Origin of the sequence: Streptomyces sp. NK08204 (genome assembly GCF_020400585.1) — a bacterium.
GTDB lineage: Bacteria > Actinomycetota > Actinomycetes > Streptomycetales > Streptomycetaceae > Streptomyces.
On sequence record NZ_JAINVF010000007.1, the window covers coordinates 109,987 to 131,251 of the forward strand.

Consider the following 21,265-nt stretch of genomic DNA (forward strand, 5'->3'; position numbering starts at 1 on the left):
ACGAGGCCGGGTGAGCGGACTCGCCCGGCCTCCGGCGTTTTCCGGGCGAGTGTCATGCCGACGCGCTCATGGCGACCCGAGGCAGCAGCTCCTCGTAGGCCGCGGGATCGAACTCGCCCGCCGTCCGCGCCAGTACGGTCGCCGCGGACAGGGCGACCGCGCGCGTCAGGCGGTCGGGCCAGGAGAGCCGGTCGACCAGGCCCGACAGCAGGGCCGCCACCGCCGAGTCGCCCGCGCCGGTCGGGTTGCCGCGGACGGGGGCCGGTGGGGCGGCCTGCCAGCGGCCCTCGGGGGTGACGGCCAGCAGGCCGTCTGCGCCGAGGGAGGTGACCACCGCGTGGGCGCCCCTTCTCCGGGCGTCCTGGGTGGCCCGCAACGGTTCGTGCGAGCCGGTGAGTTCGGCCAGTTCCTCGGCGTTCGGCTTGATGATGTCGGGCCGGGCCGCGACCCCGCGGCGCAGTGCCTCGCCGCTGGTGTCCAGCAGGACGGGGACCGCGGCGGCGTGGGCCGCGCGTACCAGGAGCGCGTACGCGCCCACCGGCACCCCCGGCGGCAGACTGCCGCACAGGGCCACCGCGGAGGCGCCGGGCAGCAGTTGCTCGTAGCGGTCCAGGAAGGCGCCCCACTCGGCCGGCTCTATGTGCGGGCCCGGCTCGTTGAACTGGGTGGTGTCGCCGGACACTTCGTCCACGACGGCGAGCGTGCGCCGGGTCGCCCCGGCGATCGGCACCAGTGCGTCGGTCAGCCCGGGCACGTCCGCGAGCCGCTCGCGCAGCACCTGACCGGTGGCGCCGCCCGCGAAGCCGGTGACCGTCGACTCGTGGCCGAGGGCCGCGAGGACCCGGGCCACGTTCACGCCCTTGCCGCCCGGCCGCTCGATGACCTCCTGCACACGGTGCGAGGCGTGCGGGCGCAGCGACCGCACGCGGTAGGTGAGGTCGACAGCGGTGTTCAGTGTGACCGTGAGGATCACCCGTGCCGACCTCCCTCGCCGCGTCCGCCCTGTACGCCGCGTCCTCCGCTTTCGCTGTTCGGACACGATCATGCCAAACACACGGCGGTCGGCCCAGACACCGGGAGGGAGAGATCAGCCCAGTTGGGGCGCCACGATCCACTCGCCCCGGCGCATCACGCCCTTGAGGTCGAAACCGGCGTCCAGCAGCACCAGGTCCGCGTCCTTGCCCGGTTCCAGCGAGCCGACGCGGTCCTCGAGGCCGAGCAGGCGGGCCGGGTTGGCGCAGAGGGCGGCCACGGCGTCCTCCACCGGGAGCTTGTCGACGGTCACCGCCCGCTTGAACGCCCGGTCCAGGGTCAGCGTGGAGCCCGCGATCGAGCCGCCGTGCACCAGCCGGGCCACGCCCTCGCTGACCTCGACCTCCAGCGGGCCCAGCATGTAGCGGCCGTCGCCGATGCCGGCCGCGTCCATCGCGTCGGTGATGAACGCGACCCGGTCGGCGCCCGCGTGATGGAACGCCAGCTCCAGCGCGGCCGGGTGCAGATGGGTGCCGTCGTTGATCAGCTCGACGGTGACCCGTTCGTCCTCCAGCAGGGCGGCGACCGGGCCGGGGGCGCGGTGGAGGAGCGCCGGCATGGCGTTGAAGAGGTGGGTGGCGACCGTGGCGCCCGCGTCGATGGCCTCCACGGTCTGCTCGTAGGTGGCGTCCGTGTGGCCGATCGCCGCGATCACGCCGTGCTCCGCGAGCAGCCGTACCGAGTCGATGCCGCCCGGCAGCTCGGTGGCGAGGGTGACCATCTTCGCCCTGCCGCGCGCCGCGTCGATCAGCTTGCGGACCTCGGCGGGCTCGGGGTCGCGCAGCAGATCCTCGGAGTGGGCGCCCTTGCGGCACGGGGAGATGAACGGTCCCTCGAAGTGGATGCCCGCGATGTCGCCCTGCTCGGCCAGCTCGCTCAGCATCCCGGCCTGCCGCACCAGCAGGTCCATCTCGTCGGTGACGGTCGAGGCGACCAGCGTGGTCGTGCCGTGCAGGCGATGGGTGTGGACGGCCTTCAGCACCTCGTCCGGCGTGCCCGAGAAGGACGCTCCGCCGCCGCCGTGGTTGTGGATGTCGACGAACCCGGGCACCAGCCAGTGGCCGGTCACGTCGAGCACCTGGGCGTCGGCCGGGGCGGCGGCGGCGATGCGCCCGCCGTCCACGGCCACCTGGCCGCTCTCCACGGTTCCGGTGGGCAGCACCACCCGAGCACCTGCGAGAACCTTGCTGGCAGCCATCAGGTGGTTACCTCCGGAGTCGTAGAAGTGGTCGTCAGCAGATCGCGGGCGAGGAGCCCCGCGCCCAGACACCCGGCCGTGTCCCCCAGCGCGGCGGGGACGATGGCGGGCAGTTTCTGGAAGGTGACCCGTTGCTGGACGGCGGCCCGCAGGGGCTGGAACAACACCTTCCCCGCCTCTGCCAGCCCGCCACCGATGATCAGCGTCCTCGGGTCCAGCAGGGTGAGCGCGGTGACCAGCCCGTCGGCGAGGGCGTCCACCGCCTCCTGCCAGACCCGGACGGCATCCGGGTCACCGGACGCGACGGCCCTGGCGCAGTCGGCCGCGTCCGCTGCCGGGTCCCCGCAGGCCGCGGCCCACGCCTCGCTGACCGCGGACGCGGAGGCGTACCGCTCCAGACAGCCGCGTTGTCCGCACGGGCAGGGGACGCCCCCCGGTCGTACGACGACATGCCCGATCTCGCCCGCGAAGCCGTGTGCGCCGGACTCCACCCGCCCCTCCAGGCCGATGGCGCCGGCGATCCCGGTGCCGAGCGGCACGAACAGGAAGCGGTCGGCGCCCTTGCCCGCGCCGATGCGGCCCTCGGCGAGTCCGCCGGTGCGCACGTCGTGGCCGAGCGCCACCGGCACCCCGAGCCGCTCGGCCAGCAGCGCCCGCAGCGGCACGTCCCGCCAGCCGAGGTTGGCCGCGTAGACGGCGACGCCGTTGTCGTCGTCGACGATGCCGGGGACCGCGATGCCCGCGGCGGCGGCCGGTTCGCCGTAGCGCTCGACGCCGTACGCGCGCAGCTCGGCGGCGAAGTCGAGGATCGTGCCGACCACCGCGTCCGGGCCGCGCTCGCGGCCGGTCGCCCGGCGGGCGCGGTGCAGCAGAGCGCCGTCGTCACCGACCAGGGCGGCCTTCATCCCGGTACCGCCCACGTCCAGGGCGATGACATGTCTCACGGGGACAGTGTGGCCCTCGGACCCATAAGAGGTCTAGTCCACTCACGTGGTATAGACCTTAGTGTCCATATATTGAAACGGTCAGACAGCACGTTGGGGCTTTGACGGTGGATCGGCGCCGGCGTACGGCAGGAACGATCGCGGCGGTGTCCGCACGGGGCATGACGGTGGCCCTCGGCGGCTGCGGGAGCACCGGCTCCTCCGACGTGACCCTCAGACTGGTCGCGGCCGACTACGGCGACTCGGCGGCCAACAGCTCCAAGAAGTACTGGGACGCCCTCGTCACGGCGTACGAGGCCAGGCACCCGGGCGTGCGGATCGACGTCAGCGTCTACTCCTGGAACGACGTCGACGCCAAGGTCAAGGAGATGGTCGACGCCGGACACGCCCCCGACCTGGCGCAACGGCGTTACGGTGGCCGACATGGAACTCGGGCACCGCGAACAGGCCATCCTCGCGCTGGAGCGCCGGAGCTTCACCGGCCCCGGCGCGAAGGAGCGGGCGATACGCGAGGAGCTGGGCCTGGCGCCCGTGCGCTACTACCAACTGCTCAACGCCCTGCTGGACGACGAGCGGGCGCTCGCCCACGACCCGGTCACGGTCAACCGCCTGCGCCGGATCCGGCAGGCACGCCGGGCCGAGCGCTGACACCGACGGCGCAATGCCGGGCCGACAGCCGCCGTTCGGGGAGTGACCCAGGCGCCCACTGGATAGTGTCGGCTGTATGGACCTTCTGCCGACCCCGCTGACCCAGCCCGGCCGGGACGGACTGGCGGCACTGCTGGCAAGCCCCCGCACCGCCACGATCGCCCTCGACTTCGACGGCACGCTGGCCCCGATCGTCGCCGACCCCGAGCAGGCCCGCGCCCACCCCGACGCCGTTCCCGCACTCAGCGCGCTCGCCCCGAAGGTGGCCTCCGTCGCCGTGATCACCGGCCGGCCCGCCGGGGTCGCGGTGCGCTACGGCGGCTTCGCGGGCGTCCCCGCCCTCGAGCACCTCGTCGTCCTCGGCCACTACGGCGCCGAGCGCTGGGACGCGGTCACCGGCACCGTCAGCGCACCGGCCCCGCACCCCGGCGTGGCCGCGGTCCGCGCCGAACTGCCCGGCCTGCTGGACAGGATCGGCGCCTGGCACGGCGTGTGGATCGAGGAGAAGGGCCGCGCGGTCGCCGTCCACACCCGTCGCGCCGACGACCCCGAGGCCGCCTTCGAGGCCCTGCGCGGCCCCCTCACCGACCTGGCCACCCGGCACGGCCTGATCCTCGAGCCGGGCCGCCTGGTCCTGGAACTGCGCCCGCCCGGCACGGACAAGGGCGTGGCCCTCCTCGACCACGTGCGCACCACCGGCGCCGGGTGCGTCGTCTACGCGGGCGACGACCTGGGCGACCTGCCCGCCTACGCGGCCGTCGACAAACTCCGCTCCGAGGGCATCCCCGGCCTCCTGGTGTGCAGCGGCAGCACGGAGGTCACGGAACTGGCGGAAAGAGCGGACGTGGTCGTGGACGGCCCACAGGGCGTCGTGGGCCTGCTGCGGACGCTGGCGGCCCGGTTGCCTTGAGGCGGCTGCGGCCGGTCGTACCGCCAGGGCGTCCTGCCGCTACCGCTCCAGCGCACCCAGCTGATCCAGGAACCACCGCGCCGGCGGCAGGGCCGTGGCAGCGGCAGCCAGCCGCTTCGACCGCTCCGCCCGCTCCTCCGGAGCCATCCCGAGCGCCCGGCACAACGCCTCCGCCGTCCCTCCGATGTCGTAGGGGTTCACCACGACCGCGTCCTCGCCCAGCTCCTCGAACGCCCCCGCCTCCCGCGACAGCACCAGCACGCACCCTTCGTCCGACACGACCGGCACCTCCTTGGCGACCAGGTTCATGCCGTCCCGGATCGGATTGACCAGGGCCACGTCCGCGAGCCGGTACGCGGCCAGGGAACGCGCGAAGTCGTCCTTGACGTGCAGCACGACCGGGGTCCAACCGGCGGTGCCGTACGTGGAGTTGATCTCCTCCGCGACCCGCCGCACCTCGGCGGTGTAGTCGCGGTACACGGCGAGGTCCTGCCGCGACGGGTAGGCGAACGCCAGGTGCACCACCCGTTCCCGCCACTCGGGGTGGTCCTCCAGCAGCTGCCGGTACGCCAGCAGCCCGCGCACGATGTTCTTGGACAGCTCGGTGCGGTCCACCCGGACGATCGTCCGGCGCCCCTCGCCGATCTCCTGCCGCAGTGCCGCCATCCGCTCGTCCACGTCCGCCCGGTGCGCCCGCTCCCGCAGGAAGTCCGCGTCCGCGCCGAGCCCGTGCACGCCGATCCGTGTACCCGAGGGGATCCCCGGCCCCAGCACCGCGTGACAGCAGTCGGTGAACGCGTCTGCCCACCGCCGGGTCAGGAAGGCGGCCCGGTCCGCGCCGAGGATGCCGGTCAGCAGCTCGGCGGCGATGTCGTCGGGCAGCAGCCGGAAGTAGTCCGGCGGGGCCCACGGGGTGTGCGAGAAGTGGCCGATGCGCAGGTCGGGGCGGAGCTGCCGGAGCATGCGCGGGGCGAGCGCCAGGTGGTAGTCCTGGATCAGCACCGCCGCCCCCTCGGCCGCCTCCTGCGCCAGCGCCTCGGCGAAGGCACGGTTGTAGGCCTCGTACGACCCCCACCGCCGCCGGAACTCCGCGTCGAAGACCGGTTCCAGCGGGGTCTGGTACAGCATGTGGTGGACGAACCAGAGCACCGAGTTGGCGATGCCGTTGTACGCGTCGGAGAACACGGTCGCGTCGATGTCGAGCATGCGCACGTGCTGCCCGCCGGTGTCCTCGGCCGGCAGCAGCCCGCCGCCCGCGCGCCGTACCGCCTCCCGGTCGCCGTCGCTCAGCGCGGCACACACCCACACCGCGTTGGTGCTCGGCCCGATGGCCGACAGCCCCGAGACCAGCCCGCCGCCGCCCCGTCTGGCGTGCAGCGCGCCGGCCCCGCCGCCGGGGCGTACCTCGTACGAAACCGGGCCGCGATTGGACGCGACCAGTACCTCAGCACCGCGCGTGGAACCCATGGTCCTCAACCTAGCCCGGCCCGGAAACACTCAAACGTACGGTCCGCCCGGACAGACGCCGTACACAGCGGTTGCCCCCGGTTTCACGCCACCTTGCGGGCCGCGTACTCGGCGATCTCCGTCATCGGCGGCCGTTCCTCCGTGTCCACCGAGTAGGTGCGCGGCTCGAACCCGTCCTCGCCCCGCTCGAACTGGGTCAGCGACGGCCGGACGAGGTGTCCGCGGGCGAGCCTGAGCTGGGCGGTGCGGTAGATCGCCGCGGCCATCCGGCCGAGGGCCTGCCCGTCCTGGTGCCGGTGCCTGCGCACCCCGACGTCCACCTGGGCGAGGGCGTCCAGGCCCACCAGGTGCAGGGCGTCCACCAGCATGCCCAGCTCCACGCCGTAGCCGACCGGGAAGGGCAGCTGTTCCAGCAGCGAGCGGCGGGCCGCGTACTCGCCGCCGAGCGGCTGCACGAACCCGGCGAGCTGCGGCCAGTGCATGTTCAGCAGCGGGCGGGCCATCAGCTCGGTGACCCGGCCGCCCTGCCCGGCCGTGCCGCCCAGCGGGCGGTCGTACATCGCCTTGACCAGGTCCACGTCCGGCTCGGTGAGCAGCGGGCCGACGATCCCCGAGACGAAGTCGGCGGAGAACTCCCGCAGGTCGGCGTCGATGAAACAGATGATGTCGCCGCTGGTCACCAGCAGGGAGCGCCACAGCACCTCGCCCTTGCCGGGGACGGCCGGGATGCGCGGCAGGATGTCGTCGCGGTGGACCACCCGGGCGCCGGCCGCGGCCGCGACCTCGGAGGTACGGTCGGTGGACCCGGAGTCGACGACGACGATCTCGTCGACCAGTGGGACCTGTTCCACGAGGTCGCGGCGGATGACCGCGACGATGTCGCCGACGGTCTCCTCCTCGTTCAGCGCGGGCAGGACGACGGAGACGGACTGACCGGTGCGCTGCTTGGCGCACAGGATGCGGTGGAGGGGACGGTCGGTCACGGACCAGGAGCGGGTGGCCAGCCAGCGCTCGACTTCTTCCAGCACGGTCTGCGACTCCTCACTGTCACGGCCACACGTCGCCGTGTGATCCATCTCGCGGTACGGACGACTATCTCAACTGTGGTGGCCTTCGGTTACAGTCTTGAACAACGCCGATGACCATCGCATGTCGGGGGTCGCGTGCGTTGACAACCGCATACCGCTCATCCAGAGGGGCAGAGGGACACGGCCCGATGAAGCCCCGGCAACCCTCCAGTCGGTTCTCGTAGACCACCTTTGATGGTCACCGCGAGGCTCCCGGCTAGGGAAGGTGCCAAATCCGTCTCACGGCGAGATGCGTCGTGAGGAAGATGAGGAGAAAGGGCCTCGCCTCACATGGCTGCGCAGACAGTTGCAACCAGCACCGACTCCACGACCGTCGACCTCGGCCCCGCCGCGGCCCTGAGCTGTCGCGAGTGCGGTCACCGCGTCCCGCTCGGCCCGGTCTTCGCCTGCGAGGAGTGCTTCGGCCCGCTGGAGATCGCCTACGACTTCTCCGCGTACGACACCGAGGAACTGCGTCAGCGCATCGACTCCGGCCCGGCGAACATCTGGCGGTACGCGCCGCTGCTCCCCGTCCCGGCGGACGTGGCCGGCAAGCCGAACCTCAACCCCGGCTGGACCAAGCTCGTCAAGGCCGACAACCTCGCCCGGGAACTCGGCGTCACCGGCGGGCTGTTCGTGAAGGACGACTCCGGCAACCCGACGCACTCCTTCAAGGACCGGGTGGTCGCCCAGGCCCTGGAGGCCGCCCGCGCCTTCGGCTTCACCACCCTGTCCTGCTCCTCGACCGGCAACCTGGCCGGCGCCGTCGGCGCCGCCGCTGCCCGCGCCGGCCTGCGCTCCTGCGTGTTCATCCCGCACGACCTGGAGCAGGGCAAGGTCGTGATGGCCGCGGTCTACGGCGGCGAACTCGTCGGCATCGAAGGCAACTACGACGACGTGAACCGTTTCTGCTCCGAGCTGATCGGTGACCCGGCCGGCGAGGGCTGGGGCTTCGTCAACGTCAACCTGCGGCCGTACTACGCGGAGGGCTCCAAGACCCTGGCGTACGAGATCTGCGAGCAGCTCGGCTGGCGGCTGCCGGATCAGATCGTGGTCCCGATCGCCTCCGGTTCCCAGCTCACGAAGATCGACAAGGGTCTGCGGGAGCTGATCCGGCTCGGGCTGGTCGAGGACAGGCCGTACAAGATCTTCGGCGCGCAGGCCGAGGGCTGCTCGCCGGTGTCGACGGCCTTCAAGGCGGGCCACGACGTCGTGCGCCCCCAGAAGCCGAACACCATCGCCAAGTCCCTCGCGATCGGCAATCCGGCCGACGGGCCGTACGTCCTGGACATCGCACGCCGTACCGGCGGCGCGGTGGAGGACGTGACGGACGAGCAGGTCGTGGACGCGATCAAGCTGCTCGCGCGTACCGAGGGCATCTTCGCGGAGACGGCGGGCGGTGTGACGGTCGGCGTCACGAAGAAGCTGATCGAGAACGGCGTCCTGGACCCGTCCCTCACCACCGTCGTCCTCAACACCGGCGACGGCCTCAAGACCCTCGACGCGGTCGCAGGCACGGGCCTGACCGCTACGATCCGCCCGAACCTGGACTCCTTCCGAGAGGCTGGTCTCGCATGAGTGTGACCGTTCGTATCCCGACCATCCTGCGCACCTACACCGGCGGCCAGGCCGAGGTCAGCGCCGAGGGCGCGACGCTCGCCGAGGTCATCGAGGACCTGGAGAAGAACCACGCGGGCATCGCCGCCCGCGTGCTGGACGACCAGGGCAAGCTGCGCCGCTTCGTGAACGTGTACGTCAACGACGACGACGTCCGCTTCGAGCAGGGCCTTCAGACGGCGACCCCGGACGGCGCCGGTGTCTCCATCATCCCGGCCGTCGCCGGCGGCTGATCATTACCTCTCAGTAACGCAGGTCACGCACTGCTCACAGAATTGCCCCCTCCGTAAGGGAAGCGGAGGGGGCAATTCTGCGTGATTGAGCGCGGTAGAGTTGGGGAACGCGCTTCCGGGCCCCGAGAGGGGAGCCTCGGATTTGCGCCCTGAGCCCGACAAGAAGTAGCCAAAGTGTGCGGGCTTTACGCGGCGTTTGCTCCCTTTGTGGGGCCCGACTTGCCCTGAGATCAGGCGAATTCTCGCCACATTCCGGACGGTGCCCGTCCAGAATTCTCGTCCGATTGACCTGTTGCAGAGGGCAGTTGGACAGATACATTCAGCCGCGGTCGACGCGTTCCGGCGCACGCCCCCGACCGATTTGGGGGGTGAGGTCTGACCCGGGTCCGCGAAGTGTGGATCTGTGCAAGGGCCAGTAATAGGGGAGTTAGGCATGGCTCAGGGCACCGTCAAGTGGTTCAACGCGGAGAAGGGGTACGGCTTCATCGCGGTCGACGGTGGTGCGGACGTCTTCGTCCACTACAGCGCGATTCAGATGGACGGCTACCGCACCCTGGAAGAGGGTCAGCGGGTGGAGTTCGAGATCTCGCAGGGCCAGAAGGGCCCGCAGGCCGACATGGTTCGCGTCACCGCCTGAACATTTTTTGACGAAGGGCCCGCACCTCGCACAGGGTGCGGGCCCTTCGTCGTGCCCGTGGCCCCGGCCCGGGGCTCGCCCGGGGCGCGTGTTCGCGGGCGGCTGACGGGGCCTGCCGCATGGCGGGAGGCGCTTGCACTCTCCATGCCCGAGTGCTAATCATTGCGTTAGCACTCTGAAGGTGAGAGTGACAGTGAAGGACCGGGTCGGTGAGGCCCGCAGGCCGGGTGGGGCAAGGAACCACGAGGCCGGCGAGCCGTCCGTCGCGGGCGCGGGCGCGGTCCGAAGGAATCACCCCCAGTCCTGGAGGGACCACTTCACATGGCCAAGATCATCGCGTTCGACGAGGAGGCGCGGCGCGGCCTCGAGCGCGGCATGAACCAGCTCGCGGACGCCGTGAAGGTGACGCTCGGCCCCAAGGGCCGCAACGTCGTCCTCGAGAAGAAGTGGGGCGCCCCCACGATCACCAACGATGGTGTGTCCATCGCCAAGGAGATCGAGCTGGAGGACCCGTACGAGAAGATCGGCGCCGAGCTGGTCAAGGAAGTCGCCAAGAAGACGGACGACGTCGCCGGTGACGGTACGACCACCGCGACCGTGCTCGCCCAGGCCCTGGTGAAGGAGGGCCTGCGCAACGTCGCCGCCGGCGCCAACCCGATGGCTCTCAAGCGCGGTATCGAGAAGGCCGTCGAGGCCGTCTCCGCCGCCCTGCTGGAGCAGGCGAAGGACGTCGAGACCAAGGAGCAGATCGCCTCCACCGCGTCCATCTCCGCCGCCGACACCCAGATCGGCGAGCTGATCGCCGAGGCCATGGACAAGGTCGGCAAGGAAGGCGTCATCACCGTCGAGGAGAGCAACACCTTCGGCCTGGAGCTCGAGCTCACCGAGGGCATGCGCTTCGACAAGGGCTACATCTCCGCCTACTTCGCGACCGACATGGAGCGCATGGAGGCGGTGCTCGAGGACCCGTACATCCTCATCGCCAACTCCAAGATCTCCTCGGTCAAGGACCTGCTCCCGCTGCTGGAGAAGGTCATGCAGTCCGGCAAGCCGCTGCTGATCATCGCCGAGGACGTCGAGGGCGAGGCCCTGTCGACCCTGGTCGTCAACAAGATCCGTGGCACCTTCAAGTCCGTCGCCGTCAAGGCCCCGGGCTTCGGTGACCGCCGCAAGGCCATGCTCGGCGACATCGCCATCCTCACGGGCGGCGAGGTCATCTCCGAGGAGGTCGGCCTGAAGCTGGAGAACGCCACCCTCGACCTGCTGGGCAAGGCCCGCAAGGTGGTCATCACCAAGGACGAGACCACCATCGTCGACGGTGCCGGTTCCTCCGACCAGGTCGCGGGCCGGGTCAACCAGATCCGTGCCGAGATCGAGAACAGCGACTCCGACTACGACCGCGAGAAGCTGCAGGAGCGCCTGGCGAAGCTCGCCGGCGGTGTCGCGGTCATCAAGGCCGGCGCCGCCACCGAGGTGGAGCTCAAGGAGCGCAAGCACCGCATCGAGGACGCCGTCCGCAACGCGAAGGCGGCCGTCGAGGAGGGCATCGTCGCCGGTGGTGGCGTGGCCCTGCTGCAGGCCTCCCAGGTCTTCGAGAAGCTGGAGCTCGAGGGTGACGAGGCGACCGGCGCCAACGCCGTCCGTCTCGCCCTGGAGGCCCCGCTGAAGCAGATCGCCGTCAACGGTGGTCTCGAGGGTGGCGTCGTCGTGGAGAAGGTGCGCAACCTGGCCGTCGGCCACGGTCTGAACGCCGCCACGGGCGAGTACGTCGACATGATCGCCGAGGGCATCATCGACCCGGCGAAGGTGACCCGTTCCGCGCTGCAGAACGCCGCCTCCATCGCCGCGCTGTTCCTCACCACCGAGGCCGTCATCGCCGACAAGCCGGAGAAGGCCGCGGCCCCGGCCGGCGGCGGCATGCCGGGCGGTGACATGGACTTCTGATCGACCTGAAGGTTGATCGACTGTCCGTCAGTACCGAGGGCGGCATCCCCTGTTCCGACAGGGGGTGCCGCCCTCGGGCGTTTCTCAACCGGACCCGCTCTCCCCCAGGGGGATGCCGTGCTGCGCGGCGAGAGCGCGGACCGTGTCGGCCAGCGGACCCGCGTCGCCGGTCGGGGCGAGCCCTCGTGTGTGGATGCGGGTGGGCCCGTTCCGGCTGGTGCGCACCCAGGTCGGGTGCTGGAAGCCGACGGGCAGACGCTGTCCTCCCGCGAGCCGCAGGACGAGGTCGGTCTGTTTGCCGTCGCTCTCCAGTTCCAGGGAGGTGATGTCGGACCAGTGCAGTACGACCAGGTTGTCCGGCGGGCCCACTCCGATCCCGGGCCCGCCGAGCACCAGCCCGTCCTTGGCGCTGCCGAGCAGGCCGAAGAGGCGCACGGTCATCATGAACGCGATGAATGACAACACCGCCGTCAGGGCGGGCTGATGGAGAAGAGGGCCGCTCAGCAGAACCGCCCCGATCAAGCCGAAAGTGAAGAGCGTGTTCCGCAGTACCAGGCCCGCCCAGCCCCGACGGCTGCGCCGGTAGAGGGCGAGTTGCGCCGCGGGGGCGGCGGCGGAGGCGGCGCGGGGCGCTGCAGCGGGCCGAGGCGGCGGGGTACTGCGCCGCGGGGGCGGCGGCGGAGGCGGGCTGCCGGACCGGGACGGCGTCTCGGTGTCGGCGGAGTGCAGGCCGGAGCCGGAGTGGTCGGCCACAGTGGCTGTGCGGTCGGCCGTGGGGCCGGTGCGGTCATCGCACAGGTCCAGCAACTCCCGGGGCGTGGGGCGCCGTCCGGCCTCCTTGTGCAGGCAGGCCAGGGCGAGGCCCCGCAGGGCTGCGGGCACCGCGGACACATCCGCTTCCTCGTGCACCGCCCGGTACATCAGGCCGTAGGGCGCGCCGTCCCCGAACGCGCTGCCGCCCGCCGCCGCGACCACGACGGCACCGAGGGCGAACACGTCGCAGGCCCCGGTGACGGGATGCCCCAGCGCCTGCTCCGGCGCCAGGAACCCGGGGGTCCCGACCGTCACGCCGTCACCGGTCAGCCGCGTGCCTTCGGCGGCGCGCGCGATCCCGAAGTCCAGGACGCGCGGCCCGTCCTCGGCGAGAACGATGTTGCCCGGCTTGAGGTCCCGGTGCACCAGACCGCAGGAGTGGATCGCCGCCAGCGCCTCGGCCAGCGCGGCGGTGAGCGCCCAGAGCCGGGCCTCGCTCAACGGGCCGCGCCGGGCGACCTCTTCGGCCAGGGTCGGCCCCTTGATGTAGGCGCTGGCCATCCACGGCTGCGGTGCGTCGGGGTCGGCGTCCACCACCGCGGCCGTGTGGAAGCCGCCGACCCGGCGAGCGGCCTCGACCTCCTTGCGGAACCGGTCCCTGAAGCGGGGGTCGGCCGCGTACTCCGCTCTGATCACCTTGATGGCGACCGCCCGCCCTGAGCGCGAGCGCCCCAGATAGACCGAGCCCATGCCTCCGCTGCCCAGTTCTCGCTCGATCACGTAGTCCCCGATACGTGCACCGGTCACTGCAGCCGCCCCCCTCGGTGTTGCGCCAATCACATCACGGTCCACAGGGGCAGGGAATGCGTGACGCCGTACCCTCACTTACTTAAGGATGTGTACCAATGCGTGTGCACATACTGGCCAGTCGCACTGTTATCCCCCAGGAGCCCCCGTGACCGTCACGACGACCGCCGTCTCCCGCGCGGCCCAGATCCTGTCCCGCCCGATCGCGCTGAACGGCCTGACCGTTCCCAACCGGATCGTGATGGCTCCGATGACGCGGATGTTCTCCCCGGGCGGCATCCCCGGTGAGGACGTCCGCTCCTACTACGCCCGCCGCGCCGCCGCCGGGGTGGGTCTGATCGTCACCGAGGGCACGTACGTGGGTCACGCGTCGGCCGGGCAGAGCGACCGCGTCCCGCGGTTCCACGGGGAGGAGCAGCTCGCGGGCTGGGCGAAGGTCGCCGAGGACGTCCACGCGGCGGGCGGCACGATCGTCCCGCAGCTGTGGCACATCGGCATGGTCCGCAAGCAGGGCGACGCCCCCTTCCCCGACGCCCCCGCCGTCGGCCCGTCCGGCATCGTCACCGAGGGCGCCGAGGTGACCGGCAAGGCCATGACGCAGCAGGACCTGGACGACGTGATCGCCGCCTTCGCGGAGGCCGCCGCTGCCGCCGAGCGCATCGGCTTCGACGGCGTCGAACTCCACGGCGCCCACGGCTACCTGCTCGACCAGTTCCTGTGGGCGGGCACCAACCGCCGCACCGACGCGTACGGCGGCGACCCGGTGGCCCGCACCAAGTTCGCCGCGGAGATCGTCACGGCGGTCCGCGAGGCGGTCTCTGCCGACTTCCCGATCCTCTTCCGCTACTCGCAGTGGAAGCAGCAGGACTACGACGCCCGCCTCGCCGAGACCCCCGAGGAGCTGGAGGCCGTCCTGACCCCGCTGGCCGCCGCCGGCGTCGACGCCTTCCACGCCTCCACCCGCCGCTACTGGCTGCCCGAGTTCGAGGGCTCCGACCTCAACCTCGCCGGCTGGACGAAGAAGCTCACCGGAAAGCCGGTCGTCACGGTCGGCTCGGTCGGCCTCGACGGCGACTTCATCAACGCGTTCGCGGGCGAGGGCTCCCCGGTCAAGGGCATCGACAACCTGCTCGACCGCCTGGAGGCCGAGGAGTTCGACATGGTCGCCGTGGGCCGCGCACTGCTCCAGGACCCGGAGTGGGCGGCGAAGGTGCTGTCCGACCGCTTCGAGGAGCTGAAGCCGTACGACGCGGCGGCGCTGAAGACGCTGAGCTGAAGACGCTGAGCTGACCTCGTCCGGGAGGCTCCCGGGGGCCTACAGGTTGCCCATGGGCTCGATGTCGACGCGCACCGGCGTGCCCCAGATGCGGAGCACTTCGTAGTCGGTGAACTCGTGGACGAGCCGGTAGGCCATCGCGGGCCGGGAGCCCCGTCGCTGGGCGGCGAGATACGCCTCGGCCTCGCGCCGGTCCCGCCGGGGCGTGCCGCACAACTGCCACTCCTGCCCGTTCCACAGCTCCGGCAGCCACCGCTGCTGGGGCTGCGGCCGGTCGCCCCGCACGCCGTACCGGGAGGGGGCGGAGACGGGGGCCTGCTCGGCCTGCGCCCGTGCGCCGCCCTGGAACTCCGACCGCCGGGCGGTCCGGCGCCGGGTCTCACAGAGCAGACACAGGTCGGGTGCGCTCTCGTCCACGGGACCCTGCGGGTGCTCCGGGCACCGGGTGGCGGGGGCACCGGCGGCCACGCTCTCCTCCACCAGGTCGAGCGCCCGCCGCAGATCGGCCTTGATCTCGTGCAGCCGTGAGTCCGGCGTGTCGGCGCCGAGGGCCTCCCCGTGCTCGCCGAGCACGCGAAGGGCCCGTCCTAGGGCGGTGAGCTGGGCATGGTTCATGATCGTTCCGCGTAGTCCTTCAGCCTCTTGCGTGTCCAGTGTGATGCCGACCGGGGACGGCAGTTCGACGGTAGCGCCCCCGGGGATGGCGGGGGACTGCTGGACGAGGCTTCCCTCGCCGCCGGCGGGAGCGGCGGCGGAGGCGGCGAGGGCGGCGGTGGCCAGGAGCCTCGTCATCGTGCCGGGGGAAACGACCGGTCAGGGGGCGCCGTCACGCCGGAGCCGCCGCACGGGGGCGCCGGGGGAACCCGAAGGCGTATGTCGTCAGGAAGCCCACGATGTAGCCGGTCACCAGGCCGCCCGCATAGACCGCCGCTGTCAGCGGCAGCCCCCTGTTCCCCGTCAGCAGCGGGAACAGGGCCCAGCCGGACGGCCCGATCGCCGTCGCGCCCACCTTCGTGCCCAGCATCGCGAAGAAGCCGATGAACGCGCCGCCCGCCGCGCCGCCCGCGCAGGCGGTCAGGAACGGGCGGCCCAGGGGGAGGGACACGGCGTAGATCAGGGGTTCGCCCACGCCGAGCAGGCCGGCCGGGAGGGCTGATCTGATCGTCGTACGCAGCGGCGTGTCGTGGCGCAGGCGGACGTACACCGCGAGCGCCGCACCCACCTGGCCCGCGCCCGCCATGGCCAGCAGGGGGAGCAGGACGGTGCAGCCCTGCTGCTCGATGAGGGTGGTGTGGAGGGGGATCAGCGCCTGGTGCAGGCCCAGCATGACCAGGGGGAGGAAGAGGCCGCCGAGGAGCAGGCCGGCCACGGCTCCGGTCGTCGTCAGGAGCCAGTTCGCCGCGGTGCCGATCGCCGTCGCCACCGTACCGGCCGCGTACATCAGGCCGTACAGCGTGACCAGGCCGGGGACCAGGACGGTCAGGGTGGGGGTGAGCAGGACGTCCAGGGCGCCGGGGGCCCGGCCCCGGCACCACTTCTCCACCCGCGTCGCCAGCAGGGCCGCCGCCAGTGCGCCGAGGACGCCGCCCTGCCCGGGGGACAGGTGCACCCCGAAAGCCGTCACCTTCGCCACCCCCGGGTACACGACCACCGCCGCCACCGCCCCGCCCAGCACCGGTGTGCCCCCGAACTCCTTCGCCGTGTTGTGGCCGACGAACACCGCGATCAGCGCCATGAAGGCGGAGGAGATCGTGGTGAGCGCCGGGGTCAGGCCGGGCAGTCGGCCGGCGTTCAGGAGGAGGCCGTTGAGCCCGGCGAGGATTCCGCAGCCGATGAGGGCCGGGACGAGCGGCACGAAGACCGATGCGATACGGCGCAAGGCCGTCTTGAAGGGGGTGGCGTTGCGCCGGCTCAGGTGCTCCTTCACCTCCGTGACCCGGGCCGCCACCTCCCCCGTCACGTCCGCGACCACTCCCGGGCCCAGCACGACCTGGTACGACTCCCCGTCCGCCACCACCCCCAGGACCCCCGGGACCGCTCGTAGCCCCTCCGCGTTCACCGTCCCGGGGTCGGCCAGCGTCAGACGGAGTCTGGTCATGCAGTGGGTGACGGAGGTGACGTTCGCCGGGCCGCCGACCTCAGCGAGGACGGCGGTCGCGGTGGCGGCGCAGGAGGCGGGAGCGGATGCCGGGGCGGGGTCGTTGGGTCGCACGCCTCCGAGCGTGCGGTCAGCCCGTCGCGATCGCCAGCGCGGCGCGCAGATGGCCGTCGGACTCCTCCAGAAGGCGGGCGGCCGTCGGGCCGTCGACATCGGCGAGGATCGTCAGGATGGCGTTCTTCACCTCGCCGCCCGACTCGGTGAGGGCCCGCTCGATCTCGTCGTCGCCCGCCCCCGTGGCCAGGGCGACGATGCGACGCGAGCGCGCCCGGAGCTTGGCGTTCGAGGCGCGGACGTCGACCATCAGGTTCCCGTACGTCTTGCCGAGCCGGATCATCGTGATCGTCGACAGCATGTTCAGAACGAGTTTCTGCGCCGTACCGGCCTTCAGGCGGGTCGAGCCGGTGAGCAGCTCGGGGCCGACGACGACCTCGATGCCGTGTTCGGCCGCCGAAGCGAGCGCGCTGCCCTCGTTGCAGGCCAGGCCGATGGTCAGGGCGCCCACGGCGCGTGCGTGCCGGACGGCGCCGATGGCGTACGGGGTGCGGCCGGAGGCGGAGACGCCGACAACGGTGTCGTCGGCGGTGAGCTCGAGCCCGTCGAGGTCCTCGCGGGCCAGCTCGGGGGAGTCCTCGGCGCCCTCGACCGAGCTGACCACGGCGTCGGGGCCGCCCGCGATGAGGCCGATGACCTGGGTGGGACGGGTGTTGAAGGTGGGCGGGCACTCGGAGGCGTCGAGGACGCCGAGGCGGCCGGCGGTGCCCGCGCCGGCGTAGACCAGACGTCCGCCGTGTGCCATGCGGGCGGCCACGGCGTCGATGGCGGCGGCGATCTGCGGGAGCCGCGCGGCGACGGCGGCGGGCACGCTCGTGTCCTCGGCGTTCATGAGGCGGGCGATGTCGAGGGTGGGGAGGCGGTCGATCTCGGCGAGTTCGGGCCGGAAGGCTTCGGTGGTCAGGGAAGCCAGCTCGGCGCGCAGGTCGTGGGAGGTCATGGGGGGCGGCTCTTTCTCACTCGCGTACGAATCGCGTACTGATCCGCGTGCTTGTCACTCACCTGGGTCTGGTGCGATGCCGGTGGGCCAGCGCCTCGTACGACGCTGCCAGCGCCGGCGCCGCGGTGTCGTACGTCTGCTGCGCCACACCCACGAACAGGCAGTCCACAACGAGGAGTTGGCTGGTCCGCGAGGACATCGCGGCGGGCCGCAGCTCGGTCTCCCGGGAAGTGGAGGTGGTCAGCACATGGTCGGCGTACTGGGTGACGGGCGAGTCCGGGCGGCCGGTGATCGCCACCGTCGTCGCCCCGTGCTCGAAGGCGACCCGCAGCGGCTCGATGACGTCCCCCGTCGAGCCGGAGTGGGTGATGGCGATCGCCACGTCGCCCGTCCGCAACTGCACGGCGTTGGTCACCGCGAGGTGCGGATCGCTGTGCGCATGGGCTATGAGGCCTATCCGCAGCAGCTTCTGCGTGAGGTCCTGGGCGACCAGGCCGGACGCCCCGATGCCGTACACGTCGGTCCGCCGGGCGGCGGCCAGTGCGGTGACGGCCGCGCCCAGCTGGGCGGTGTCGAGTCCGGCGGCCGTGTCGGCGAGGGTCTGCTGCTCCTCGTAGGCCAGCTTGGCGACGACGTCGGCGATCGGGTCGTCCACGGCGATGTCCGTGGTGATGGCGGGTGCGCGGCCCGACTGCTGCTGTGCGGCCAGGCCCGCGAGGGCCAGGCGCAGGTCGCGGTAGCCGGGGTAGCCGAGCAGGCGGGCGGTGCGCACGACCGTGGCCTCGCTGGTGCCGGTGAGTTCGGCGAGGCCGGTGACCGTGAGGGCGGCGCAGCTCGCCGGGTCGTTCGCGACGGCCTCGGCGACGCGCTGCATGGACCGGGTCATGGACGGGGCGAGGGTGCGCACCTTGGCGGCGAGGGAGCCGCGCGGACTGCCGAAAATTTCCTTCACGTCCTGGGTCACGGATGAAAGGTATTTTCAGTTCGATGGCTGGGTCAAGAGTGCGCACAATGGGGACCATGGAGCCCATCAGCCCTCTTGAGCAGGCTTTGCACACGGCGCGCGCCCTGGTGCTGGCCGATCTGGTCGCGCGCGAGGTCGCGGAGGCGGACGTGGTCTCGCTGGTCGAGGACTCGGTCACGCAGCGGCGCTGGTGGGTCGAGCAGTGGCCGGACGGTGTCGCCTTCCTGGCCGGTCTGGTCGCGCAGGACGTGCAGGACGCGCTGCTGGAGCGGTACGGCCGCTGGCCGCTGTGCCCGGTGTGCGTCTCGGGCGACCCGCACGCGCTGGACGTGGAGCCGGAGCTGGGGCCCGACCCGCACTGGGTGTGTCACAAGGCGGGTGTGCGGGTCGCGGCGGTGGGGGCGCTGGGACGGGCCGCGGACGGGATGCAGTCCTCGTGAGGCGCCCGTGACGATCTACATCGACCCGCCGACCTGGCCCGGACACGGCCGGATGTGGTCGCACCTGATCAGCGACGTCTCCTACGAGGAGCTGCGGCTGTTCGCGGACGGGTTGGGACTGCCCCGGCGCGCCTTCGAACGCGACCACTACGACGTCCCCTCCCACCGCTACGCGGACGCGGTGGGGGCCGGCGCGGTGCAGGTCGGCAGCCGCGAGGTGGTGCGGCTGCTGCGCGCATCCGGCCTGCGCCGGCCGAAGGGGCTGGTTCAGCGCTTCAGTTCGTAGGTGAATCCCTCGTCGCTCTCGCCCACCTTCTGCCATCCCGCGCGGGAGACGACTGCCTGGGACGGGGCGTTGTCCGGGTCGATCGTCGCGCACAGGGTGTGTACGTCGTCCCTCGCGAGCGCCCACTCCGACAGTGCGCGCAGCGCCTCCGTGGCGTAGCCGTTGCCGCGGGCGGACTCGACGAGGTCGTAGCCGATCTCCACCCGGCCGTTCTCGTCGGGGGAGCGGTGGAAGCCCATGCCGCCGACCGCCCGGCCGTCCTCGCGCCGCACGAGCACGAACACGCCGAACTCGGGCCGGTGCGTGCCTGCTTCGTACGCCTTCAGCATGAAGCCCGCGGCGTCCCGTGTGCCCTGGAACGCGCTGCCCTCGATCCACTCGAAGCCGCCGTCGCCGCCCGCCGTCAGATCGCGCGCCGCCGCCGGCGTGACGCCCTGCAGGGTGAGGCGGTCGCCGGGGATGACGAGGTTGTTGCTCCAGTGCCACTCGGTGACCCGGGGGCGGCCGGGCAGTTCGCCCCGGCCGGTGGCCCACAGGAGGGTGCGCCAGGGGTCGGTGGTGGGCTGGACGGCCGGGAAGATGCTGGTGAGGGCGAACTCGGCGAGGTGCGCCGGGGGTTCGTACGCGACGTTCAGCCCCTGCGTGGCGTCGTACGTGTGGAGGAGGACCTCGGTGACGCCCATTGCGGCGAAGCCGTCACGGTTGGCGCTGTTGAAGGGGAACGGGTGGAAGCCGCGGGCCGTGGCCGGTGCCGTACGGACGACGGCGGCCAGCACGGCCCCGGCCGTCTCGATGACGTGCAGCAGCCCGGTGTTGTCGGTGCCGTCGTCGAGGGTGATGTGGAAGGGGGTGCTGGCGTCCTGGGCGCGTCCGGCCAGGTTGCCGGTGTACCGCATGAGGGCTGTGGCGATGTGGAGCGCCGTGTCGTGGCAGTTCCAGTCGAGCCCCCCGGCCTTCACCGCCGCCCAGTCCCGCTGCACCGCCGGCCGCAGCGCCGCCACGCAGCCCGCCACGGCCTCTTCCACATGGTCCCCGCTCAATGCACGCATGGGCCGCAGGCTATGTGGCCGGGTCGGCCGGTGGCGATGGAATTTCAGACGCTCGGCGATTACGCGCCAATTCCCTTGTCGGCGAGGACGGTTGACTGACGCTTTGCCTGCTGTTGGCCTGATGTGCGTTGCTCGTGCGAGCGCACGCATGTGAACATAACAGACTGTTTACTGGGCGAAAGCGACCGAACTCGAACGAGACATTTCCGGCGAGGGGGAAGGCGCTGTGGGCGGCGCGGAGCCGGCGGGAACAACAGGGCCGACGCACGAGCGCGAGAGGCAGCAGCCCAGGTCGGCGCTGACGGACATCGCGGAACAGACGCTTCTGTGCCCCGCCGACGTGCAGCCGCCACCTGGCGAGGCCACCCCTGTACCGGCACCACCTTCGGGCGCTGGCGACTTTGCCACAGCGAAACCGGTCACAACGGCCACGACCGACCGAGTCCGCGCGCACCGGCGGGCTTTCCTGGCACAGCTCGGCGAGTTCAGGCGCCGCCGCGCCCTCGTCCCCTACGGGGAGAACGGTGCGGCCCTGACGGTGGAGATGCGGGGCGTGCGATGGCTCCTCGCGTTCACGGACGAGGCCGCGCTCGCCCGCTGTGCGAGAGCGCGCGGGGAGGCCGACCGCCCCTGGCGGTACCGGGCGGTCTGGGGCGCCGCGGTGCTGGATGCGGGCGTACCGGCGGTGTCCGAGGAGACCGGGCTGCCGTGCGGGGTGCTGGTGGACGCGGCCGACGGTGAGCGGGGGATGGTGCTGCCACCGGTCGTCGGGATCGTCCCGGAGGCGTTCACGCTGGACCGACCGGGGGGTCAGGGCGCCGCCGGTCGACGGGAGTAACGG

Annotated in this window: 21 protein-coding genes, 1 pseudogene and 1 riboswitch; of the genes and pseudogenes, 11 read left to right on the plus strand and 11 right to left on the minus strand. The window is 71.9% G+C overall.

Annotated elements, in window-relative coordinates; translation table 11 throughout:
* Nucleotides 1–52: 52 nt before the first annotated feature.
* The 3 genes from K7G59_RS13920 to K7G59_RS13930 all read right to left on the minus strand — a co-directional run bounded on the left by K7G59_RS13920 (nt 53) and on the right by K7G59_RS13930 (nt 3,174).
* The gene (locus K7G59_RS13920; RefSeq protein WP_225833994.1) at nt 53–973 is read right to left on the minus strand and encodes a 1-phosphofructokinase family hexose kinase; all 921 of its coding nucleotides are present in this window, start codon (nt 971–973) and stop codon (nt 53–55) included.
* 114 nt (nt 974–1,087) lie between these two features.
* Entirely contained in the window at nt 1,088–2,230 is a 1,143-nt protein-coding gene (gene nagA / locus K7G59_RS13925) for an N-acetylglucosamine-6-phosphate deacetylase (RefSeq protein WP_225833996.1), read from the minus strand.
* Complete coding sequence (locus tag K7G59_RS13930; RefSeq protein WP_225833998.1) at nt 2,230–3,174, minus strand: ROK family protein; 945 nt, start codon at nt 3,172–3,174, stop codon at nt 2,230–2,232. The genes nagA and K7G59_RS13930 overlap by 1 nt, the downstream gene beginning before the upstream one ends.
* A gap of 161 nt (nt 3,175–3,335) precedes the next feature.
* On the opposite strand from K7G59_RS13930, the pseudogene K7G59_RS34700 reads away from it, so the two are divergent.
* The 3 genes and pseudogenes from K7G59_RS34700 to otsB form a co-directional block, all read left to right on the plus strand.
* Nucleotides 3,336–3,578, plus strand: a pseudogene (locus K7G59_RS34700) (sugar ABC transporter substrate-binding protein); the annotation flags it as partial.
* Between the two features lie 19 nt (nt 3,579–3,597).
* Complete coding sequence (locus K7G59_RS13935; RefSeq protein WP_225834000.1) at nt 3,598–3,822, plus strand: DUF3263 domain-containing protein; 225 nt, start codon at nt 3,598–3,600, stop codon at nt 3,820–3,822.
* 76 nt (nt 3,823–3,898) lie between these two features.
* Complete coding sequence (gene otsB, locus K7G59_RS13940) at nt 3,899–4,732, plus strand: trehalose-phosphatase (RefSeq protein WP_225834002.1); 834 nt, start codon at nt 3,899–3,901, stop codon at nt 4,730–4,732.
* A 39-nt stretch (nt 4,733–4,771) separates the two neighbouring features.
* On the opposite strand, the gene K7G59_RS13945 is transcribed toward otsB, so the two are convergent.
* Both K7G59_RS13945 and K7G59_RS13950 read right to left on the minus strand, forming a co-directional pair.
* Complete coding sequence (locus K7G59_RS13945; RefSeq protein ID WP_225834004.1) at nt 4,772–6,199, minus strand: trehalose-6-phosphate synthase; 1,428 nt, start codon at nt 6,197–6,199, stop codon at nt 4,772–4,774.
* A gap of 83 nt (nt 6,200–6,282) precedes the next feature.
* The gene (locus K7G59_RS13950; RefSeq protein ID WP_225834007.1) at nt 6,283–7,227 is read right to left on the minus strand and encodes a glucosyl-3-phosphoglycerate synthase; all 945 of its coding nucleotides are present in this window, start codon (nt 7,225–7,227) and stop codon (nt 6,283–6,285) included.
* A 155-nt stretch (nt 7,228–7,382) separates the two neighbouring features.
* Nucleotides 7,383–7,539, plus strand: a riboswitch (SAM riboswitch).
* Between the two features lie 18 nt (nt 7,540–7,557).
* On the opposite strand from K7G59_RS13950, the gene thrC reads away from it, so the two are divergent.
* From thrC to groL, 4 genes are all read left to right on the plus strand, one after another.
* Nucleotides 7,558–8,844 carry a threonine synthase gene (thrC, locus tag K7G59_RS13955; RefSeq protein WP_225834008.1) on the plus strand — a complete coding sequence of 429 codons (1,287 nt, stop codon included), beginning with the start codon at nt 7,558–7,560 and terminating at the stop codon, nt 8,842–8,844.
* Nucleotides 8,841–9,116, plus strand: coding sequence for a MoaD/ThiS family protein (locus K7G59_RS13960; protein ID WP_225834010.1), 276 nt, complete (start codon nt 8,841–8,843; stop codon nt 9,114–9,116). The genes thrC and K7G59_RS13960 overlap by 4 nt, the downstream gene beginning before the upstream one ends.
* Before the next feature lie 433 nt (nt 9,117–9,549).
* Nucleotides 9,550–9,753 (plus strand): cold-shock protein, encoded by a 204-nt coding sequence (locus K7G59_RS13965; protein ID WP_004986573.1) that lies wholly within the window; start codon nt 9,550–9,552, stop codon nt 9,751–9,753.
* A gap of 321 nt (nt 9,754–10,074) precedes the next feature.
* Nucleotides 10,075–11,697, plus strand: coding sequence for a chaperonin GroEL (groL, locus tag K7G59_RS13970; RefSeq protein WP_225834012.1), 1,623 nt, complete (start codon nt 10,075–10,077; stop codon nt 11,695–11,697).
* Between the two features lie 84 nt (nt 11,698–11,781).
* On the opposite strand, the gene K7G59_RS13975 is transcribed toward groL, so the two are convergent.
* A complete protein-coding gene (locus tag K7G59_RS13975; RefSeq protein WP_225834014.1) occupies nt 11,782–13,257 on the minus strand; it encodes a serine/threonine-protein kinase in 1,476 nt (491 codons plus the stop codon).
* A gap of 148 nt (nt 13,258–13,405) precedes the next feature.
* Between K7G59_RS13975 and K7G59_RS13980 the strand changes: the two genes are divergently transcribed.
* Complete coding sequence (locus K7G59_RS13980) at nt 13,406–14,533, plus strand: NADH:flavin oxidoreductase (RefSeq protein ID WP_225834017.1); 1,128 nt, start codon at nt 13,406–13,408, stop codon at nt 14,531–14,533.
* A gap of 39 nt (nt 14,534–14,572) precedes the next feature.
* Here the strand turns inward: K7G59_RS13980 and K7G59_RS13985 are convergent, their stop codons facing one another.
* From K7G59_RS13985 to K7G59_RS14000, 4 genes are all read right to left on the minus strand, one after another.
* The gene (locus K7G59_RS13985; RefSeq protein ID WP_225834240.1) at nt 14,573–15,148 is read right to left on the minus strand and encodes a hypothetical protein; all 576 of its coding nucleotides are present in this window, start codon (nt 15,146–15,148) and stop codon (nt 14,573–14,575) included.
* A gap of 211 nt (nt 15,149–15,359) precedes the next feature.
* Nucleotides 15,360–16,745 (minus strand): PTS transporter subunit EIIC, encoded by a 1,386-nt coding sequence (locus K7G59_RS13990; protein WP_225834019.1) that lies wholly within the window; start codon nt 16,743–16,745, stop codon nt 15,360–15,362.
* 16 nt (nt 16,746–16,761) lie between these two features.
* On the minus strand, nt 16,762–17,685 hold the full coding sequence (murQ, locus tag K7G59_RS13995; RefSeq protein ID WP_225834020.1) for an N-acetylmuramic acid 6-phosphate etherase: 924 nt from the start codon (nt 17,683–17,685) through the stop codon (nt 16,762–16,764).
* Nucleotides 17,686–17,743: 58 nt separating this feature from the next.
* On the minus strand, nt 17,744–18,649 hold the full coding sequence (locus tag K7G59_RS14000; RefSeq protein WP_225834021.1) for a MurR/RpiR family transcriptional regulator: 906 nt from the start codon (nt 18,647–18,649) through the stop codon (nt 17,744–17,746).
* Nucleotides 18,650–18,705: 56 nt separating this feature from the next.
* Here K7G59_RS14000 and K7G59_RS14005 point away from each other — a divergent pair, with 56 nt between their 5' ends.
* Together K7G59_RS14005 and K7G59_RS14010 are read left to right on the plus strand one after the other, a co-directional pair.
* The gene (locus K7G59_RS14005; protein WP_225834022.1) at nt 18,706–19,089 is read left to right on the plus strand and encodes a hypothetical protein; all 384 of its coding nucleotides are present in this window, start codon (nt 18,706–18,708) and stop codon (nt 19,087–19,089) included.
* A gap of 7 nt (nt 19,090–19,096) precedes the next feature.
* On the plus strand, nt 19,097–19,375 hold the full coding sequence (locus K7G59_RS14010) for a DUF4031 domain-containing protein (RefSeq protein WP_225834023.1): 279 nt from the start codon (nt 19,097–19,099) through the stop codon (nt 19,373–19,375).
* Here K7G59_RS14010 and K7G59_RS14015 read toward each other — a convergent pair.
* Nucleotides 19,357–20,424, minus strand: coding sequence for a GNAT family N-acetyltransferase (locus K7G59_RS14015; protein ID WP_225834024.1), 1,068 nt, complete (start codon nt 20,422–20,424; stop codon nt 19,357–19,359). The genes K7G59_RS14010 and K7G59_RS14015 overlap by 19 nt on opposite strands.
* A gap of 553 nt (nt 20,425–20,977) precedes the next feature.
* On the opposite strand from K7G59_RS14015, the gene K7G59_RS14020 reads away from it, so the two are divergent.
* Nucleotides 20,978–21,262, plus strand: a complete 285-nt coding sequence (locus K7G59_RS14020) for a hypothetical protein (protein ID WP_225834025.1) — start codon at nt 20,978–20,980, stop codon at nt 21,260–21,262.
* Nucleotides 21,263–21,265: the final 3 nt, after the last annotated feature.

Bases quoted from the DNA above. Each gene is read 5' to 3' on its own strand.
- nagA (WP_225833996.1), bottom strand. From the start codon at position 2,230: ATGGCTGCCAGCAAGGTTCTCGCAGGTGCTCGGGTGGTGCTGCCCACC.
- K7G59_RS13935 (WP_225834000.1), top strand. From the start codon at position 3,598: ATGGAACTCGGGCACCGCGAACAGGCCATCCTCGCGCTGGAGCGCCGG.
- otsB (WP_225834002.1), top strand. From the start codon at position 3,899: ATGGACCTTCTGCCGACCCCGCTGACCCAGCCCGGCCGGGACGGACTG.
- K7G59_RS13945 (WP_225834004.1), bottom strand. From the start codon at position 6,199: ATGGGTTCCACGCGCGGTGCTGAGGTACTGGTCGCGTCCAATCGCGGC.
- thrC (WP_225834008.1), top strand. From the start codon at position 7,558: ATGGCTGCGCAGACAGTTGCAACCAGCACCGACTCCACGACCGTCGAC.
- K7G59_RS13960 (WP_225834010.1), top strand. From the start codon at position 8,841: ATGAGTGTGACCGTTCGTATCCCGACCATCCTGCGCACCTACACCGGC.
- K7G59_RS13965 (WP_004986573.1), top strand. From the start codon at position 9,550: ATGGCTCAGGGCACCGTCAAGTGGTTCAACGCGGAGAAGGGGTACGGC.
- groL (WP_225834012.1), top strand. From the start codon at position 10,075: ATGGCCAAGATCATCGCGTTCGACGAGGAGGCGCGGCGCGGCCTCGAG.
- K7G59_RS13985 (WP_225834240.1), bottom strand. From the start codon at position 15,148: ATGAACCATGCCCAGCTCACCGCCCTAGGACGGGCCCTTCGCGTGCTC.
- murQ (WP_225834020.1), bottom strand. From the start codon at position 17,685: ATGACCTCCCACGACCTGCGCGCCGAGCTGGCTTCCCTGACCACCGAA.
- K7G59_RS14005 (WP_225834022.1), top strand. From the start codon at position 18,706: ATGGAGCCCATCAGCCCTCTTGAGCAGGCTTTGCACACGGCGCGCGCC.
- K7G59_RS14015 (WP_225834024.1), bottom strand. From the start codon at position 20,424: ATGCGTGCATTGAGCGGGGACCATGTGGAAGAGGCCGTGGCGGGCTGC.